The organism is Knoellia sp. AC549 (assembly GCF_979258975.1).
Genome location: NZ_OZ409890.1, coordinates 1,650,248 through 1,666,644, shown reverse-complemented (window position 1 = coordinate 1,666,644; position 16,397 = coordinate 1,650,248). Strand labels below are relative to the sequence as shown.

Sequence of the window (16,397 nt, the reverse complement as noted above, 5' to 3'; positions counted from 1 at the left end):
GATGACCCGATCCCCGATCCCGCCTGCCGTCTCGTGCCATCTCAGCACGGGCGGCGGCCACGGGACCTCCCGGCTCAGTGCCCGGGCCACCGAGGACTCGGTGTGTCTTGCCGACGCCCCCGGTTGGCGGGTCGAGGCGACGGTCATCGGCTCCTCTCCCCAGGCCGCGGTGGTGAGCTCCGGGGACCTCACGGTCCTGCTCGTCGGAGAGGTCAAGGACAGTGACGGCCCCGAGGCCGTCCTGCGCCTCTACCGCGACCTGGGGCCCTGGGCCTTCAGCCAGCTCTCCGGTCGGTTCGCCGCCGTCGTGGTCCACACCTCGCAGTCCCACATCACCGTGAGCGGTGACCACGCCGGCACCGTCCCGCTCTACATGGTGCACACGTGGGACGGCGTCATCGAGGTCGCGACCGAGGCCAAGGTCCTCGCGGGCCTGAGCGAGCGCGGACGCCCGATCCTCGGCACCGACGAGGTGCCGGGGCTCAGGGGCGTCCGCCGGCTGCGAGCCGGCACGTGCGTCACCCTCCAGGCGCGAGGGGTCGGGCGGTTCCAGGACACCTGGAACGTCCCGGCCCACCGCGAGACCGTCGACCCCGACGAGGCCGTGGCCCAGGTGCGCGCCGTCATCGAGGACGCGGTGCGCTGGCAGGCCCGCGACGAGATGACCACCGTGCTCTCGGGTGGCATCGACTCCAGCGCCGTGGCGGCCACGGTGAAGCAGCACCTCGGTGGTGTGTCCACCGTGACGATGGGCACCGACCGGTCCGACGAGTTCGACTCGGCGGCCGTCGTCGCTACGCACCTCGGCTCATCGCACCGGGAGTTCTCGACGACCGTCGCGTCGGTCCTCGCCGAGCTCCCCTTCGTCATCGCCCTCACCGAGTGCTGCGACCCGTCGATCAACGAGTACATGCTGCCCCTGTCACGCCTCTACCGCGAGATCCCGGCGGGCTCGAGGGTGATGACCGGCTACGGCGCGGACATCCCGCTCGGCGGGATGCACCGCGGCCTGGCCGACATGGACCTGGAGGAGCTCATCGTCGACGACCTGTCAACCTTCGACGGGCTCGACGAGCTGTCCCCCAACCTCGGGACGCACCTCGGGCTGTGGACCTGCCACCCCTACTGGGACCGGGCCGTCCTCCAGCGTCTCGTGACCCTCGCCGCGGGACTCAAACGACGCGACGGCATCGACAAGTGGGTCCTGCGCCAGGCCTTCAGCGACCTCCTGCCGGCCGAGACCGTGCTGCGCCCCAAGCTGGGCATCCACGAGGGCTCCGGCACGACGAGCCACTGGTCCGAGGTGCTCCTCGACCAGGGAGTGCCCTCCGAGCGCATCCACGCAGCCAAGGCCCAGATCTCGCAGGACGTGTTCGACCTCGTCGTCGTCCAGGCGCAGGACCCAGCCGAGATCGACCTGGCCGCGGTCACCGCAGGCATCGTCGACCGCGAGCAGGTGAGCGCATGAGCCCGGCGCCCCTGGCCGACTACTCCGCCCTGGCGGGCAGGTCCATCGCCATCGTGGAGCACATGCTGCACCACCCCTACGTCCTCGGCGTGCGCCAGGCGCAGGAGGCCGGGGCCCGGATCACGCTCCTCGTCGCCGATGAGGACTGGTACTCGCACGGGCGACCGTGGTCGGAGGCCCCGCTCGCGCTCGTGGACGAGGTGGTTCGCGTCGACACCCGTGACGTCGACGCGGTGCGGGAAGCCGTGACGGACGCCGACGGTCGGCCGCTGCACGACGCGGTGACCACCTTCTCGGACTACCACACCGAGGTCGCGGCGACGGTGGCCCAGCAGCTGGGACTCCCCGGTCCGAACCCCGACGCGTTGCGGCGCGCCAACCACAAGCAGCTGTTGAGAGAGGCCTTCGGTGACGACGAGGGCAACCTGCGTTGGGCCCTCGTCGGCTCCCTCGAGACGGCCCTCGAGGCCGCGGCCGACCTGGGCTACCCGGTCATCGCCAAGCCGCCCGCCGAGGCCATCAGCTATGGCGTGCGGCGCTGCGACAACGACGCCGAGCTGACCGAGGCCATGGCCGAGCTGTCCGGCTTCACGAGCAGCCTGCGGGGACAGCCCCGCACCGGCGAGGTCCTCCTCGAGGAGTTCGTCGAGGGCGTCGAGGTGAGCGTGGAGACCATGTCCTTCGGCGGCACCACCCACGTCTACGGAGTGACGTCCAAGGACCTGTTCGGGGACCCCTACTACATCGAGTGCGGACACACCTTCCCCGTCGCGCTCTCCGACGAGTCGCGCGCCGAGCTCTACGGCGTGGTCCGCCGGGCGCTCGCGAGCATCGGCTACGACTACGGTCCCTGCCACACCGAGGCGCGACTCACCGACCGTGGGTGGCGGATCATCGAGGCCAACCCGCGCACGCCGTCGAGCTGCATGACCATGCTGGTCACGGACGTCACTGGCCGCAGCCCCATCCTCGACGCCTGGCTGCTCGCGATCGGTGAGCGGCCCGCCGTGGAGCCGGTCACGTGGACCGGCGCCGCCGCCGTCCGGATGCTCTACCCGGGTGCCACGGGTCCGCTGCGCCGGATCGAGGGAGTGGACGAGGCGGCCGCCGATCCGGCCGTCCAGGTGCTGCTGCACGTCCACGAGGGCGAGGAGCTCATGGCCCGGATGGACAACTCCTCCTGTGTCGGCTTCACGTATGCCACCGCCGACGACGTCGACTCCGCGCGGGACATCGCGGATGCGGCCGCCGCCAAGCTGAGCTTCGTGGGGAGTGAGCATGTACGCGCGTGAGCAGACCACGTCGTCACCGCGCTACGCGCAGGTCGCCACCTACATGCGGCTTCCGCTCGAGCTCGGTCCGGTGGGCCGGGACGCCGTGGTCGTGGGTGCGCCCTACGACGGTGGCACGAGCTATCGCCCGGGAGCCCGCCTCGCCCCGCGCGCGATCCGCCACGAGTCCTGCCTGCTCCACGGAGTCGGCATCGACCGGGGCCCGGGAGTGTTCGACCTCATCGACGTCGTCGACGGCGGCGACATCGACCTCAGCCCGTTCGACATGGGACTGGCCATCGACGAGGCCACCCGGAGCCTGACCCAGCTCGTTGCCGACAACGGGGTCGTCCTCATGCTCGGGGGCGACCACTCGCTCACCCTGCCGGCGATGCGTGCCGCAGCCGCCAAGCACGGCCCGCTCGCCGTGCTGCACCTCGACGCACACTCGGACACCAACGCCCCCGTCTACGGCGGGGAGCACCACCACGGCACGGCCTTCCGCCACGGCCTCGACGAGGGCATCATCGCCCCCGGCGCCCTGGTCCAGGTCGGGATCCGCGGACACAACCCCGCGGCCGACTCGCTCGACTGGGTCCGCGCCCGCGGCGGCCGCGTCGTGCGCGCCGACGAGGTCGAGGGCCGGGCCGAGGTCGACGCCCTGGCGGCCGAGATCGCCGAGCAGCTCGGTGGCCGCCCGCTCTATGTGTCGGTCGACATCGACGTCCTCGACCCCGCCTTCGCGCCCGGCACCGGCACCCCCGCACCGGGCGGCCTGACGAGCCGGGAGGTCCTCCGGCTCCTCCACGTCGTCGGCGAGCTGGAGCCCGTCGGCCTCGACGTGATGGAGGTCTGCCCGCCGTACGACGTGGGGGGCATCACCTCGCTCGCCGCAGCCGAGATCGGAGCCGAGCTCCTCTTCCAGTACGCCCGCTCCCGCACCACCTCACCACGCAGCACCCGACTCTCAGGAGGAACCCCCATGAGCACGTCCGTGACCCCCACTCCCGTGGTTGACCTCACCGCGGCGGAGGCGTCCCTCAGCGCCCTGCGCGAGGAGCTGCCCGGCGTCCCCCGCGCCGACCTCGACGGCTACCTCGCGACGGCCGTGGACCGCGCCGAGCAGCTGCCCGACGAGCTGGCCAGCGAGCTGGACGCCTTCCGCGACCACGGCAACCAGGAGGGCTACCTCCTGCTCACCGGGCTGCCGCAGGACGGTGGCCTGCCGCCCACCCCGACGTCCACCCCCGCTCCGCTCGACCGCCCGCTCATCGCCGGCGAGGCGTGGCTGGCGCTGGTCGGTGGACGACTCGGGCTCGCGACGGGCTACGAGGAGCTGCGGGCCGGGACCGTCTACCACGACGTCTACCCGTCCCCCAACGCCCACCACCTGTCGTCCGAGACCTCCGAGACGCTCCTCGAGTTCCACACCGAGATGGCCTACCACCGTCTCCAGCCACGCTTCGTCATGCTCGCCTGCTCGCGCGCCGACCACGAGGGCAAGGCCGCGACCCTCGTGGCCTCGATCCGCAACGCCCTGCCGCTCATGTCGCAGGAGGCCATCGACGTGCTCTTCGACAGCCCGATGCCGTGCAACCTCGACGTCGCCTTCCGCGGTGGCGAGGAGGAGCCCGGGCCGCAGGCCCAGGTCAAGGTGCTCTACGGCGACCGCGAGGACCCGCACCTCGGATACGACCGTGAGCTTCTCGCCCCGCAGGACGAGACGCACGCGAAGGCCCTGCAGGAGCTGTCCGACGCCCTCGACTCGGTGACCCGCAGCGTGCAGCTGAACCCAGGCCAGCTGCTCATCGTCGACAACTACCGCACGACCCACGCCCGCACGCCGTTCACCCCGCGCTGGGACGGCGAGGACCGCTGGCTCCACCGCATGTACATCCGGACCCGCGACCTCGTGCCCGCCGAGGCGCGCCCGGGCGACGTCGTCGCCTTCGTCCCGCGCTGACGGTGGCGCTGCGGGTCGAGGAGGTGTCGGTCGAGGACGCGGTCCGTGCCGGTTGGGACGCTCTGCTCACGACCGAGGACGGGTTCCAGCAGACAAGCTATCTGGGTATGCAGCACCGCCTGCTCGGTGACCGGCTGCACCTCACTTGTGCCTTCGACGGTCCGGACCTGGCCGCCGGTCTCGTGACCGTCGACACCGATGCCGACAGTCCCTGGACGATGGCGCGACCCGACCTCCTCCTCGACCTCGACGCCTCGGCGTCGCTCCCCGCACTCACCTGCGGGGGGCGACACCTCGGCAACACCCGGGCGCTCCTGCGCAGCCCCGACGACGCCACGGCCCTGCGTTCGCTCCTCGACGAGGCCTCGGCCCGGGCAGCGGGCGCCGACGACCGCTGCGTCTACTTCCCCCACGTCCGCGACGACGACCCGCTCGGCGCGCAGCTGGCCGCTGCCGGGTTCACCGGGACCAAGGTCGACCCCTACTGCATCCTCCCCGTCGAAGGAGGCTTCGACGACTACCTCTCCCGGCTCAGTCAGTCCCGGCGGAGAGGGATCCGGCGCGACCGCAAGGAGGTCCGCGAGGCCGGCTTCGTCCTGGACCTGGTGCCGCTGGACCAGTGCGACCTCGACCGGCTCGCCGAGCTCGATGTCGCCCTTCTGCGCAAGCACGGCAACGACGCGAAGACCGCCCAGAGCAGGTCGGTGCTGGAGGGCCTCCTCGAAGGGCCTCAGGTGGTGGTGACCACGGCTTCACGCGACGGTGTGGTCGCGGGCTTCGGGGTGATGGTCGAGCACACCCGTGAGGGGGCGACGCAGTGGTTCGGCAACCGGGCCGGCTTCGACTACGAGATGCAGGGCGACACCCCGCTGTACTTCGAGGTGCTCTTCTACTCACCCCTGGAGTGGGCGCACGAACGCGGTGTCGAGGCCATCCATGTCGGGATGGGCAGCACGGACGCCAAGGTGAGCCGCGGTGCGGTGGCGCATCCCCAGTCCTGCTGGACCCGCTGGGTCGCCGCATGAGCCGCGGGGTGGCGGCATGAGCCGCGACGCGGGGGTCGGCGGGGTGCACCGGCCGACGACCGCTCGCGGAGGCATCGCTCGGATGGGGTCGGCCGCAGGGGTCGACTCGCTCGACCCGGCGCGCACCTACTACATCTGGGTCGCCCTGCTGCAGCGCATGCTGAGCCGGACCCCGATGGCCTACCCGAGCGGTCCCGGGCCCACGGCGCGCGTCCCCGTGCCCGACCTGCTGTCCGCGGAGCCGGAGACCGAGGACCGCCTCACCTGGACGCTGCGCCTGCGCCGGGGAGTCACCTACGACGACGGCACCGCGGTGACGGCCGAGCACCTGCGGCATGCCATCGAGCGGACCTTCGACCCGGAGGTCACCGGAGGGCTGCGCACGATCCACGCACTGCTGCCGGACACCGCGGGCTACCGGGGGCCTGCCGACGGCGAGCACCTCGACTGCCTCCGGGTCGAGGACTCCCACACCCTCACCGTCACCCTGGCCGCGCCCTTCGCTGACTTCCCGCACGTCCTCGCCCAACCGGCCCTCGCGCCGGTCCCGCCGGAGCGCGACAGCGGTGGCGGCTACGAGGCCTCCCCGGCCTGGAGCGGGCCCTACCGGGTGACCGAGCACGTGCCCGGCAAGAGCCTGGCGCTCCGTCGCAACCCCGGCTGGGACGGCGACACCGACCCGATCCGGCCCGCCCTGCTCGACGGCGTCGACGTCACCATGGGTCTGGGCCACCACGAGGTCGACGAGGCGGTGCTGCGTGGCCACCTCGACCTCAGCGTCGAGGGGCGTGGCGTCCAGCTCGCAACGCAGGCCGACATCGAGGGCGACCAGTCCCTCATGGACCTCGTCGACAACCCCGCCACCGGCTTCCTGCAGTTCGTCTCGATCCATCCCTTCATCGAGCCCTTCGACTGCGTCCATGTCCGCCGGGCCGTGCACCACGCGGTCGACCGGGTCGACCTGCAGCGGGCCCGCGGCGGTCCTGACCTCGGCGGCGACATCGCCACCCAGCTCTTCCCTCCGACTCTTCCCGCGCACCGGTCCTGGGCGCGCTACGGCACAGGCCCGGACCTGCGCGGAGACCTCGAGGCAGCCCGCGCCGAGCTGGCCCGGTCGCGACACCGTGGCCCGCTGCGTGGTCGCATCGCCGCCCAGCAGGGGAAGTTCCACGAGGTCGCCGAGTCGCTGGCAGCCTCGGTGGCCCGGGTCGGCATCGAGCTGGAGGTCGTGGACCTCGACATCGCCACCTACTTCTCCCGGGGTGTGGGGAGTCCGGCGACGCTGCGAGAGGGCGGACTCGGCCTCGCCGTCACCGACTGGGGTGCGGACTACCCCACGGAGCACGGGTTCCTCACCCCCCTCGTCGACGGGCGGATGATCCGTCCCGACGCCGGCAACTGGAACCTCCCCGAGCTTGACGACCCCGAGATCCACACCCTGGTGGACCAGGCGGTGGCCGGGCAGGGAGAGGAGTCCCTCACCGCCTGGCGTCAGGTCGAGCAGCTGGTGATGGAGCAGGCCGTTCTCCTGCCCGTGGTCCACGACCGGACCGTCCACGTCCGCGGCCCACGGCTGCGCAACGTCTATGTCCACCCGGCGTTCGGTCTCTATGACGTGCACGCCCTGGCGATGGAGGAGTGAGGAAGTCGATGGAGAAGACACTGACCGACACAGAGGTCTCGGTGTTGGCGGAAGGGTCGGCGCACGTCGCCGACTGGGTGCGGATGCGGGCCCTGGCCTGGGCCGCGGAGGGGCGCGGCGGGCCGCCGGTGTGCGGAGTCGATGCCCTCGGCTCGCTCACCGTCGACCCTCCCGGTGCTCGGTGCACCGACCTGGTCGCGACGAGCGGGCAGGAGGTGACCGGCTGGGTGCGTGTCGTCCTCCCCGACGGGGCACAGGCTCCGGCCATCGTCGAGTCCCTCGTCGTGCATCCGCGGTGGCGCGGTGCGGGCGTGGGTCGCCGACTTGCCGAGGGAGCTCGTGACCTTGCGGCTGAGGCAGGGCGTCGGGACGTGCGGATCGCCGTCCCCGAACCCCTCCTGCCGGTGGCGAAGGCGTGGGGGGCGGAGGACCGCGAGGGCTCGAGGCAGGTGTTCCAGCGTCTCGACCTGGACGGTGCACCATCGCCTGAGCCCGTGGTGCCCCCGGACGTCGAGGTGCATCGGTGGAACGCCGTGGCACCGGACCATCTCGCGGCGGGGGTGGCACGGCTCGAGGGACACGGTGATCTCGACGTGCTGCGCGCCCTGGAGCGGATGCGTCGCATCCGCGGTCGCGTCGCGCTGCACACCGCCCTCGTCGAGCCGGGAGGAGGTGCCATGCTCGGTTACACCAGCATCTCGCTGCCGGCGTCCTCGCCGGGGGACCCGGAGCAGGGCATGACCGTCGTGGGTCCCGAGGCCCGCGGTCACGGCTACGGCGAGCTCCTCAAGCGGCTGAACCAGGCCGCGCTCGCTGCCGATCGCCCCTGGGCCCAGCGGATGTGGACAGCCAATGATGAGGAGAACTCCCCGATGGCAACATTGAACGCGCGCCTCGGTTTCCGGCCGTGGCAGCACCGTCGAGTTCTGGGTTGGAGCCTGTAGATGTCGCTCGAGCATGACTTCGTCGTCCACACCGGCGCTGCAGGTGTCGTCGCCGACGGCCGGCACGACCTCACCGTCGTCGTCGGTCCGGCCGGGACGACGAGTGCCCTCGTGATGACGCGCTCGCGCACCGCCGGTCCCTGCGTCGCCCTGAGCCGGGAGGCGAGGGTCGGAGCAGTCCGGGGTTTCGTGGTCCTCGCCCGCAATGCCAACGTCGCCACCGGCGCGCAGGGCTACCAGGACGCCGTCGAGATCCGCGACCGGGTGGCCGCCCTCGCAGGGTCCCGGGCCGACGAGCTCGTCGTCTGCTCGACCGGGGTCATCGGACGGCGCTACCCGATGGAGTCCATCAGGGCCCACCTCGACACGCTGACGTGGCCGGGCACCGCGACGGTCGACGCTGCCGCCACCGCCATCATGACGACCGACACCCGCCCCAAGGTCTGCCGGGTGGAGGGCGACGGGTTCGAGGTGGTCGGCATCGCCAAGGGAGTCGGCATGATCGAGCCCGACATGGCGACCATGCTCTCCTTCGTGCTCACCGACGCTGAGGTCGAGCCGGACGATCTCGACCGCGTCTTCCGTCGGGTGGTCGAGCGCACCTACAACTCCGTCTCCATCGACACCGACACGTCGACGAGCGACACCGCGTTGCTCCTGGCGAGTGGCTCGGCCGGGAGGGTGGACCTCGTCGCCTTCGAGCAAGCGCTTCTCGAGGTGTGCACCACCTTGGTCAAGGACATCGCCTCGGACGCTGAGGGGGCCAGCACGCTCATCACGTGCACCGTCACCGGGGCGGCGTCCACTCAGCAGGCCCGGACGGTGGGCAAGGCGGTGATCAACTCACCCCTGGTCAAGACGATGGTGCACGGGGCCGACCCCAACTGGGGTCGGGTCGTCATGGCGGTCGGCAAGTGCGTCGACGAGCCCGACATCACGACCGAGGCGCTCAAGGTGTCGTTCGGTGGGGTCGAGGTCTTTCCCCAGGACGTGGACGACAGCGTCCTCGCGGGCGTGCAGGAGCACCTGCGCGCGGACGAGGTCGAGATCGGTGTGGACCTCGGGTTGGGGCAGGAGTCCTGGACCGTCTACGGGTGCGACCTCACCGAGGGCTATGTGAGGACCAACGCCGACTACACCACCTGACAGAGCGCCTCACGTGGGGCGCGCATCGGGGTGAGGTGCACGCCTGGTCGGGCTGCGGCGACGCTGGTCTGGAACCGGGCGACGGCGCCGTCGACCCGCCGGACCAGGGCGGTGGCGCTGTCGGTGAGGCTGGAGCCGGTGGCGGTGCGCACGACCAGGTGGGTTCCCACCCGTTCTTCGAGTCGGCGCAGCCGTCGGGTCAGGGCCGGCTGGGTCAGGCACAGCTCGGTGGCGGCGCGGTTGAGGCTGCCGTGGCGTTCGATCGCTCTCAGGACGAACACGTCACCGAGCTCGAGGGAGTGGGGTGGGAGCGCCTCGAACGGCGCGGCGGCGGGCACGGCCACGGGTGGGCGCGCCATCCGGCGTGAGTGGTCCTGGAACATCGCCTGGATCTCACCGAGCCGGTGACGCACCTCGCACCGGTGGTCGGTGTGGAGCACGGCGGTGCGGGTCAGGCCCTCGGTGCGCACATGGGTCAGACCCAGACCTTCGTATGCCGCCCGGTGCGATGCGGGGATGAGTCCGGCGGCGCGACCCGAGAGGATGAGGATCCGGTGGGCGTGACGGCTCTCCACGACCTGCAGCTGGGGGGAGTCCGCCGGGATCTGCAGGAGTGCGGCCACCAGCGCCGCCTGGGACGCGGTCGCGACCCAGGTGAGGTCCTCGGGCAGGTCCTTGACGCTGCGCACTCCTGCCGGGACGTCGCGCCCGATGATCCAGACGTCCTCGTCGAAGAGGGGGATGGTGATGCTGTCCCGGGTGGGGCGTGGGGCACCGGGCACGTCCCAGGCCGCGAGGGCTTCGGTGGACCCACCGTCGAACAGCTCGATCGCGTGCGCGTTGTCGGTCTCGGTGACGTCGACGACCAGTGGTGGGTCGAGCCGGGCCAGGGGGTCGACGTCCATGTGGCTCTCGAGCGAGGACGCGATCCGGATCGCACGCCGATCCACCGGTGTGGCTGCAGCGAAGGTCCCCAGCGAACCGTGCAGGTCCATCGAGGCTCGCAGGAGAAGCTGCCCCTGGGCGGTGAGGGAGGGAGAGCCCGGTCCTGAGGAGACGAGCCGAGCACTGTTCTTGGACTCGAGCCGATGCACCAGGCGCACGGCTGAGGCACGGGTCAGGCCGACGGACTTCGCCGCTGAACGCATGCTCCTGCAGCGCAGGATCTCGGCGAGCAGGGAGCACTCCGTGGTGGTCAGGACATCCATGTTCACCCTTCCGGTCAAAGAAACCATACGGTTGGTCTTTTCCGAAGGTAGTGGAGGTTTTGTCCGGGGTACAACCAAGAGCACGTGTCTTTTTGGCATGCATACGGTCAACGACGCACGGCTATGCGTCTTCGGGCGGGGGTATGCGGAGGTGTCCAGCCGATTCGTGGCGCACGAAGGGGCTGGGTGACGGTTGGTGTGGACATTCGATGCCTGTGAGAGGAACCTTCCGTGGCCGACGACCGTGTACTTGAGGCTCAGAAGTGGGTCAACGCGACCTACGGAGGGGTGGCCGGCTACTCGCCGTGCCCCGAAACCGGGAACACCGGTTGGTCGACGATGTACGCCCTGACCAACGCCTTGCAGTACGAGCTCGGCATCTCACCGCTCTCGAACTCCTTCGGTCCGACGACGATGTCGAAGGTCGACGCGCGCGGCGGGGTGGGTCCGGGTGAGACCAACAAGAACCTCGTCAAGATCGTCCAGGCTGCCTGCTTCTGCAAGGGCTACAACCCCGGCGCCATCGACGGGAGCTGGTACCTGCCGGGCCCGGGCACCTACTACAGCGTGCACACGGCGATCCAGCAGATGACCTCCGACATGGGGATCGGGGCACAGGGCAGGCTCAACGCCAAGACGTTCAAGGCGCTGCTGACCATGGACGCCTATGTGATCGTCTCCGGAGGCAACACCGAGGTCCGCGACATCCAGCGATGGCTCAACGGTCGCTACTGGCAGCGGAAGCTTCGCGACGATCATCCCGACCGAGGGCCACTACTCGCGCGACGTCCAGACGATGCTGATGAAGGCGCTGCAGTCCGAGTTCGGCATCGCCGACAGCTCGGTCACCGGGAACTTCGGTCCGGCGACGCAGACGGGCCTGCGCAACAACCAGCTCGCAGAGGGCGCCACGGGGATCTTCGTGCAGCTGCTCTCGGCGGCGTGCGTCTTCAACGGCCCGGTCCCGAACTCCTCGGGGTCAACGACGTCGACGGTGTTCAAGTCCACCTTCGACAGCGCGCTGGGGACCTATCTCAAGGACTTCCAGTGGTTCAGCCTGCTGACCCAGAACCGGCGTGCGGACTACCCGACGTGGTGCCAGCTGCTCGTGTCGATGGGTGACCCGGACCGCCCCGCGGGCGCGTGCGACACCCGCTTCACGATCACCCAGGCCATGGCCGCGTCACTGTCCTCCAACGGCTACAAGGTCGTCGGACGCTATCTCGACGAGACCGCGAGCAGCACGCTCAACAAGGAGATCCAGCCCGGCGAGCTGAACGCGATCTTCGCCGGCGGGATGAAGGTCTTCCCGATCTGGCAGTACAACGCGCGCCTGCTGGGCGACTTCACCTGGAGCGAGGGCTACTCGCACGCCCAGAAGGCCCATGACCGCATGGTCCACTACGGCTTCAACCGCGGGGCGATCATCTACTTCGCCGTCGACTACGACGCGACCGACCCCGAGATCACCAGCAACATCGTCCCCTACTTCCGCGGCGTCCAGGCCGGCCTGGCCAACCGTGGACACCGCTACCGCGCCGGGGTCTATGGGTCCCGCAACGTCTGCACCCGGGTCTCCAACGAGACGCTCGTCGTGAGCTCGTTCGTCTCGGGCATGTCCTGGGGCTTCTCGGGCAACCTCGGATTCCCCCTGCCGTACAACTGGGCCTTCAACCAGATCAAGGAGTTCCGCTACACCGGTGGCGGGCAGACGATCGACCTCGACCGGGTCGTCCACCGCACCTCCGTGGACCCGGGCATCGGTGCCAGCGGTGTCGGTGGCGGGAACTCCTCGACCGCGGCAGCCATGCTGACCCACATCGACGAGGTCCACGAGCACGCCCGCCTCTATGACGGGACGACCAGCACCGCGACGATCAACATCCGGGTGCTCCAGTTCCTCAGGTCGCCGAAGTACACCAAGGACTACGGCGGGTGGGACATCCTCCTCGGTGCGTGGGACCAGGACTGGATCGACTCCGCCGCAGCGAGGTTCCCGAACCGGCCCTTCACCTTCGAGGACCCGGTCTACGGCGAGTCGATCTCGATCGACCACCTCGCCGCAACCGCCAACGCCGTGCTCCTCAAGGGTTGGGGCAGCGGGGCCACCGCGAACCGGGGCGACTTCGGCGGGTGGGGCGGTGACCTCGCGACCTTCTATGCCGACTGGATGAACAACGAGAGCAGCTACGCCTCCGGCTATGCCTTCTGCATGGACCGCATGGCCAAGCGCGGCGTCACCTCGTCCTTCGGCTTCTCCGACATGGTCGAGGACGCTGACGGCTTCCTCATGGGCCGCGCCTGCCGCAACGGCTCGGCGTTCAAGACGGCGTTCCGGTCCCACCTCACCGGCGCCGGCGCGAGCACCAGGTTCAAGGACCTCTACAGCCTGCGGTTCGGCTCGTCGGTCACCACGGCGGAAGGTGCGGCCAGGCACATGCTGCTCGACACCAGCGACGACGGTCTGAGCACTGTCCGGGCAGGGATCTACGCCGGGATCCTCAAGGATCTCAACGCCACGCCGCCGACACTGCCGGCATACAAGCTCGACCCCTTCCTGAAGGGCTTCGCAGACACCATCAAGAACCAAGCCGCGAACGGCTGAGAGGATGACCCCGATGACGCATGTCCACAGCTCCGTCTCCCGTCGCGTGATGCTGGGCGGGCTGGGTGCGGGTGCCATGGCTCTCGCCGCAGCCGAGAGCGCAACCGCCGCCCCCCTGGCCAGCGCCCCGTCCGGGCCGAAGCGCTGGACCGGCGGGCGCAGCGACAACGGTTGGGCGATCGGTGGCAAGACGCGCGAGTTCCCCATCGAGGGCACGCAGCTCAGCGTGACGCTGGCGGTCGGACCCACCGCCGCGCTCCTGCAGCACGCGGCGCGAAGGATCAACTACGAGCTCGACACCCTTCGCGCCGGTGACATCACCGGTGTGACGAGTGACCGAGTCGTGGCATCACCGCAACGGTCCAACCTGCTGTCCGGCACGGCGATTCACTTCCGCCCCGGCTTCTACCCGCACGGCGCCTCCGGGAACCTCTTCCCCGCAGAGGTCGTCGTCATCGAGGACATCGTGGCCGAGTCCGGTGGGGTCCTCGCCTGGGGCGGCCACCTCGAGGTCCCCGACCAGGGACTCATCTACGTCTCCGGCTCGGCTGGGACGCAGGCCGTCGACAGGCTCGCGGACGACTTCTCCGAGGCAGACCGGATGGACAGTGCCGGTGGCGCTGGCGCGATCGACGCGCATGACCCGTCGCGACGCAACGTCGCGAGGAGGCATCGCGAACGCGTGTCATGAGAGTGCTCCCCTGGGCGGTGGTCGGCGGCCTGACGGGCCTCCTCCTCGTGGGGTGCGGCCAGGTGCAGGCCGATGCCGACGAGGCTGCGGCGCGGGTCGCCGACCAGGTGCTTCCGGAGGCGGTCGGGGCGGCGATCACCGCCTCGGGCGCACGGACTCCCGAGCAGCGAGCGGTCGCGGGGGAGACGTGGCTGTCCGACCCCGACCCGACCGTGACCGAGAGTCAGGGCGGCACCACCTGGGTCGTTCGCGGACGAGAGGGCACGGCGATCCGACTCGACGTGTACGCGCGCGTCGAGTCCGGCTCCTTCTTCCCGCCCGACCAGGGAGAGGCAGCCTGGGGTGTGGCGTGCCGCAGCTTCGACGTCGGCGACAAGGTCACGGTGACCGAGGTGGAGTGCCCCGAGGGGACTCCGGAGAGACCCTGAGGCCAGTTCCCCATCTCGTCGTGAACCGCCGCGACTCCTCAGGTCAGGTCGCGCGCACCCGGGACGCGAACGCGGCGTAGATCGGGGAACCCTGGTTCATGATCGTCGACTCCGACATGGACGCGCTCTCCTCACCCCAGATCGAGAAGCAGGCACCGCGCAGCCGCCAATGGGTGGCACTCATGACACGGTCGTCGCCCCAGTAGCCGGGCGTCCACCGAGTGCGCAGGGCGTCGCACATCCACTGCCGGTCCCACGCCGTCTCGTGCGGGCGTGGGAGCCAGAAGCAGTAGTAGCCGTTGTAGTTGTGGATCGCGAAGCCCGCGTTGGCCATGGCAGGCATCGTCAGCCGGGTGCCCGGAGTGCCCCAGTCGTCGTAGTCCCAGTAGGCCACGGTGAGCGAGCGGCTGAGCAGAGCGACCGACTCGGAGATGATCGCGTCGTTCCACACGGTCGAGGACACCCTGTGCTTCGTCGCCAGGGTGGCGGCCAGGGCGCTCACGCCCTTGGCCCACGCCCGCTTCTCCACGACGGTTCCGGCGAACTCGTCCCCGCCGAGGTGGACGCGGGTGGCGGTGGGGTGCATGCTCAGCACCTCCGTCCAGAGCTCACGGACGAACGCCCATGCGGTCGGGCTGTGGACCTCGATCTCTCTCGTCGCGTAGTGGGAGAAGACCTCGGCGGTGGGGAACCGGGCGATCGGCGTGAGGTCCATCAGGGTCCGGATCCCGCCGGCGTGCCCGGGGGTGTCGATCTCCAGCATGAGGTCGACCCCCCGGCTGGCGGCATGGGCGACCAGCGACGTCAGCTGCGCTCGGGTGAGGAAGGCCCTCCCGGTGCGCGGGTTGACATACGTCGTCCCGACGCGCGTCGCGCTGGCCGCGGTCTGGCCCAGCAGGGTGGACTCGAGACCGTAGGCCTCGTCGTCGGACGCGTGCAGGTGCAGGGAGTTGCCCCCACGGTCGGCGACGAGGTTGATGAAGGCGACGATCGCGGCAGGCGACCAGTAGCGCCGGGCGATGTCGAGGTTGAGGCCCACGCGGTCCAGGCCGAGCACTGCGCCCTCCGCGCGTCCCGGGGAGGTCAGCAACGCGGACGCCCCAGCAGCCGTGGCCATGAGAACCGTGCGACGTCGCATCCGGAGGCTCTGTCTGCTCGAGGATCCTGCTTGCGCATGAGCCGCCCGGAGCCGGGCGGCGAGCCCAAAATTATCAGCGTGTCACCGATGGCGCGCGGCGACGATCCTGGCCCGGCAGCTCACCGGGTCCGCGACCCGCGCTTCGTCGCGGGGCGATGCGTCGGGGTGTCGACAGGTGGGATCAGGTTGCCACGCATCGCATACAACGCCGCCTCGACCCGCGAGTGGACCTGGAGCTCCTTGAGGATGTTGCGGACGTGGTTCTTCACCGTGTTCTCCCTGATGCGGAGCTGGGTCGCGATGCTCTTGTTCGTCATGCCTCGCGCCAGGAAGCCGAGGACCTCGATCTCACGGTCGGTGAGGCGCGGCCCGGGAGCCGCACCCTGGGCCGACTGGTCGCTCAGCCGCGAGAACTCTGCGAAGAGCCGGCCCGCCATGTGCGGCGGGATGATCGACTGCCCCCTGTGCGCCATGCGGACCGACTCGGCCACCTGCTCGGCCGGCAAGCTCCTTGAGGAGGTAGCCGCTCGCTCCGGCCTTGATGGCCGCGAAGAGGTCGGCCTCGTCGTCGGACGCCGTCAGGCACAGGATCCTGGTGCGCGGTGACCTCTCCCTGATCGCGGCGCAGGCCTCGATCCCGCTGTAGCCGGGCATGCGCACGTCGAGCAGGACGACGTCGGGTTTGAGGAGGACACACTTCTCCACCGCCTCGAGCCCCGACGACGCCTCGGCCACGACCTCGAGGTCGGGTTCGAGGCCGATGACGACCTGCATGCCCTTGCGGTACAGGTCGTGGTCGTCGGCGATGACGATGCGGATGCGGCGCATCCCGGAACGCCCCTCACCACCTGGTCCCCACGAGCTGGCC

At 70.3% G+C, this 16,397-nt stretch carries 14 protein-coding genes; 10 read left to right on the top strand and 4 right to left on the bottom strand.

Going from position 1 to position 16,397, the window contains the following annotated elements:
* The first annotated feature begins 1 nt into the window (after position 1).
* From ACZZ98_RS08015 to argJ, 7 genes are read left to right on the top strand one after another with little or no spacing between them, the layout of a single operon-like run.
* Positions 2–1,468, top strand: coding sequence for an asparagine synthase-related protein (locus ACZZ98_RS08015; RefSeq protein WP_463515741.1), 1,467 nt, complete (start codon positions 2–4; stop codon positions 1,466–1,468).
* On the top strand, positions 1,465–2,760 hold the full coding sequence (locus ACZZ98_RS08010; RefSeq protein WP_463515740.1) for an ATP-grasp domain-containing protein: 1,296 nt from the start codon (positions 1,465–1,467) through the stop codon (positions 2,758–2,760). Before ACZZ98_RS08015 ends, ACZZ98_RS08010 begins: the two co-directional genes overlap by 4 nt.
* Entirely contained in the window at positions 2,747–4,702 is a 1,956-nt protein-coding gene (gene cs1, locus ACZZ98_RS08005; protein ID WP_463515739.1) for a clavaminate synthase Cs1, read from the top strand. Before ACZZ98_RS08010 ends, cs1 begins: the two co-directional genes overlap by 14 nt.
* A 2-nt stretch (positions 4,703–4,704) precedes the next feature.
* Positions 4,705–5,727 (top strand): GNAT family N-acetyltransferase, encoded by a 1,023-nt coding sequence (locus ACZZ98_RS08000; RefSeq protein ID WP_463515738.1) that lies wholly within the window; start codon positions 4,705–4,707, stop codon positions 5,725–5,727.
* Positions 5,728–5,743: 16 nt separating this feature from the next.
* On the top strand, positions 5,744–7,369 hold the full coding sequence (locus ACZZ98_RS07995; protein ID WP_463515737.1) for an ABC transporter substrate-binding protein: 1,626 nt from the start codon (positions 5,744–5,746) through the stop codon (positions 7,367–7,369).
* Positions 7,370–7,377: 8 nt separating this feature from the next.
* Positions 7,378–8,313 carry a GNAT family N-acetyltransferase gene (locus ACZZ98_RS07990; RefSeq protein ID WP_463515736.1) on the top strand — a complete coding sequence of 312 codons (936 nt, stop codon included), beginning with the start codon at positions 7,378–7,380 and terminating at the stop codon, positions 8,311–8,313.
* A complete protein-coding gene (gene argJ, locus ACZZ98_RS07985; RefSeq protein ID WP_463515735.1) occupies positions 8,314–9,459 on the top strand; it encodes a bifunctional glutamate N-acetyltransferase/amino-acid acetyltransferase ArgJ in 1,146 nt (381 codons plus the stop codon).
* On the opposite strand, the gene ACZZ98_RS07980 is transcribed toward argJ, so the two are convergent.
* Positions 9,447–10,667: a LysR family transcriptional regulator gene (locus ACZZ98_RS07980; protein ID WP_463515734.1), complete on the bottom strand. Its 1,221-nt coding sequence runs from the start codon at positions 10,665–10,667 to the stop codon at positions 9,447–9,449. The two genes, argJ and ACZZ98_RS07980, sit on opposite strands and share 13 nt — an antisense overlap.
* Before the next feature lie 802 nt (positions 10,668–11,469).
* On the opposite strand from ACZZ98_RS07980, the gene ACZZ98_RS07975 reads away from it, so the two are divergent.
* Genes ACZZ98_RS07975 through ACZZ98_RS07965 form a run of 3 tightly spaced genes read left to right on the top strand, consistent with a single transcriptional unit; the run spans position 11,470 to position 14,391 of the window.
* Positions 11,470–13,272 (top strand): glycoside hydrolase domain-containing protein, encoded by a 1,803-nt coding sequence (locus ACZZ98_RS07975; protein ID WP_463515733.1) that lies wholly within the window; start codon positions 11,470–11,472, stop codon positions 13,270–13,272.
* 13 nt (positions 13,273–13,285) lie between these two features.
* On the top strand, positions 13,286–13,963 hold the full coding sequence (locus tag ACZZ98_RS07970) for a hypothetical protein (protein ID WP_463515732.1): 678 nt from the start codon (positions 13,286–13,288) through the stop codon (positions 13,961–13,963).
* Positions 13,960–14,391 carry a hypothetical protein gene (locus ACZZ98_RS07965; protein WP_463515731.1) on the top strand — a complete coding sequence of 144 codons (432 nt, stop codon included), beginning with the start codon at positions 13,960–13,962 and terminating at the stop codon, positions 14,389–14,391. The genes ACZZ98_RS07970 and ACZZ98_RS07965 overlap by 4 nt, the downstream gene beginning before the upstream one ends.
* 43 nt (positions 14,392–14,434) lie before the next feature.
* Here the strand turns inward: ACZZ98_RS07965 and ACZZ98_RS07960 are convergent, their stop codons facing one another.
* From ACZZ98_RS07960 to ACZZ98_RS07950, 3 genes are all read right to left on the bottom strand, one after another.
* A complete protein-coding gene (locus ACZZ98_RS07960) occupies positions 14,435–15,529 on the bottom strand; it encodes a family 20 glycosylhydrolase (RefSeq protein ID WP_463515730.1) in 1,095 nt (364 codons plus the stop codon).
* Positions 15,530–15,648: 119 nt separating this feature from the next.
* Entirely contained in the window at positions 15,649–15,846 is a 198-nt protein-coding gene (locus ACZZ98_RS07955) for a response regulator transcription factor (RefSeq protein WP_463515729.1), read from the bottom strand.
* Positions 15,847–15,877: 31 nt separating this feature from the next.
* Positions 15,878–16,357: a response regulator gene (locus tag ACZZ98_RS07950; protein WP_463515728.1), complete on the bottom strand. Its 480-nt coding sequence runs from the start codon at positions 16,355–16,357 to the stop codon at positions 15,878–15,880.
* Between the last annotated feature and the right edge of the window lie 40 nt (positions 16,358–16,397).

What these genes read in the sequence shown, in the direction of transcription:
- ACZZ98_RS08015 (WP_463515741.1), top strand. Translation starts at nt 2, where the DNA reads ATGACCCGATCCCCGATCCCGCCTGCCGTCTCGTGCCATCTCAGCACG.
- ACZZ98_RS08010 (WP_463515740.1), top strand. Translation starts at nt 1,465, where the DNA reads ATGAGCCCGGCGCCCCTGGCCGACTACTCCGCCCTGGCGGGCAGGTCC.
- cs1 (WP_463515739.1), top strand. Translation starts at nt 2,747, where the DNA reads ATGTACGCGCGTGAGCAGACCACGTCGTCACCGCGCTACGCGCAGGTC.
- ACZZ98_RS07995 (WP_463515737.1), top strand. Translation starts at nt 5,744, where the DNA reads ATGAGCCGCGACGCGGGGGTCGGCGGGGTGCACCGGCCGACGACCGCT.
- ACZZ98_RS07990 (WP_463515736.1), top strand. Translation starts at nt 7,378, where the DNA reads ATGGAGAAGACACTGACCGACACAGAGGTCTCGGTGTTGGCGGAAGGG.
- argJ (WP_463515735.1), top strand. Translation starts at nt 8,314, where the DNA reads ATGTCGCTCGAGCATGACTTCGTCGTCCACACCGGCGCTGCAGGTGTC.
- ACZZ98_RS07980 (WP_463515734.1), bottom strand. Translation starts at nt 10,667, where the DNA reads ATGGATGTCCTGACCACCACGGAGTGCTCCCTGCTCGCCGAGATCCTG.
- ACZZ98_RS07975 (WP_463515733.1), top strand. Translation starts at nt 11,470, where the DNA reads ATGAAGGCGCTGCAGTCCGAGTTCGGCATCGCCGACAGCTCGGTCACC.
- ACZZ98_RS07970 (WP_463515732.1), top strand. Translation starts at nt 13,286, where the DNA reads ATGACGCATGTCCACAGCTCCGTCTCCCGTCGCGTGATGCTGGGCGGG.
- ACZZ98_RS07965 (WP_463515731.1), top strand. Translation starts at nt 13,960, where the DNA reads ATGAGAGTGCTCCCCTGGGCGGTGGTCGGCGGCCTGACGGGCCTCCTC.
- ACZZ98_RS07960 (WP_463515730.1), bottom strand. Translation starts at nt 15,529, where the DNA reads ATGCGACGTCGCACGGTTCTCATGGCCACGGCTGCTGGGGCGTCCGCG.
- ACZZ98_RS07955 (WP_463515729.1), bottom strand. Translation starts at nt 15,846, where the DNA reads ATGACGAACAAGAGCATCGCGACCCAGCTCCGCATCAGGGAGAACACG.
- ACZZ98_RS07950 (WP_463515728.1), bottom strand. Translation starts at nt 16,357, where the DNA reads ATGCGCCGCATCCGCATCGTCATCGCCGACGACCACGACCTGTACCGC.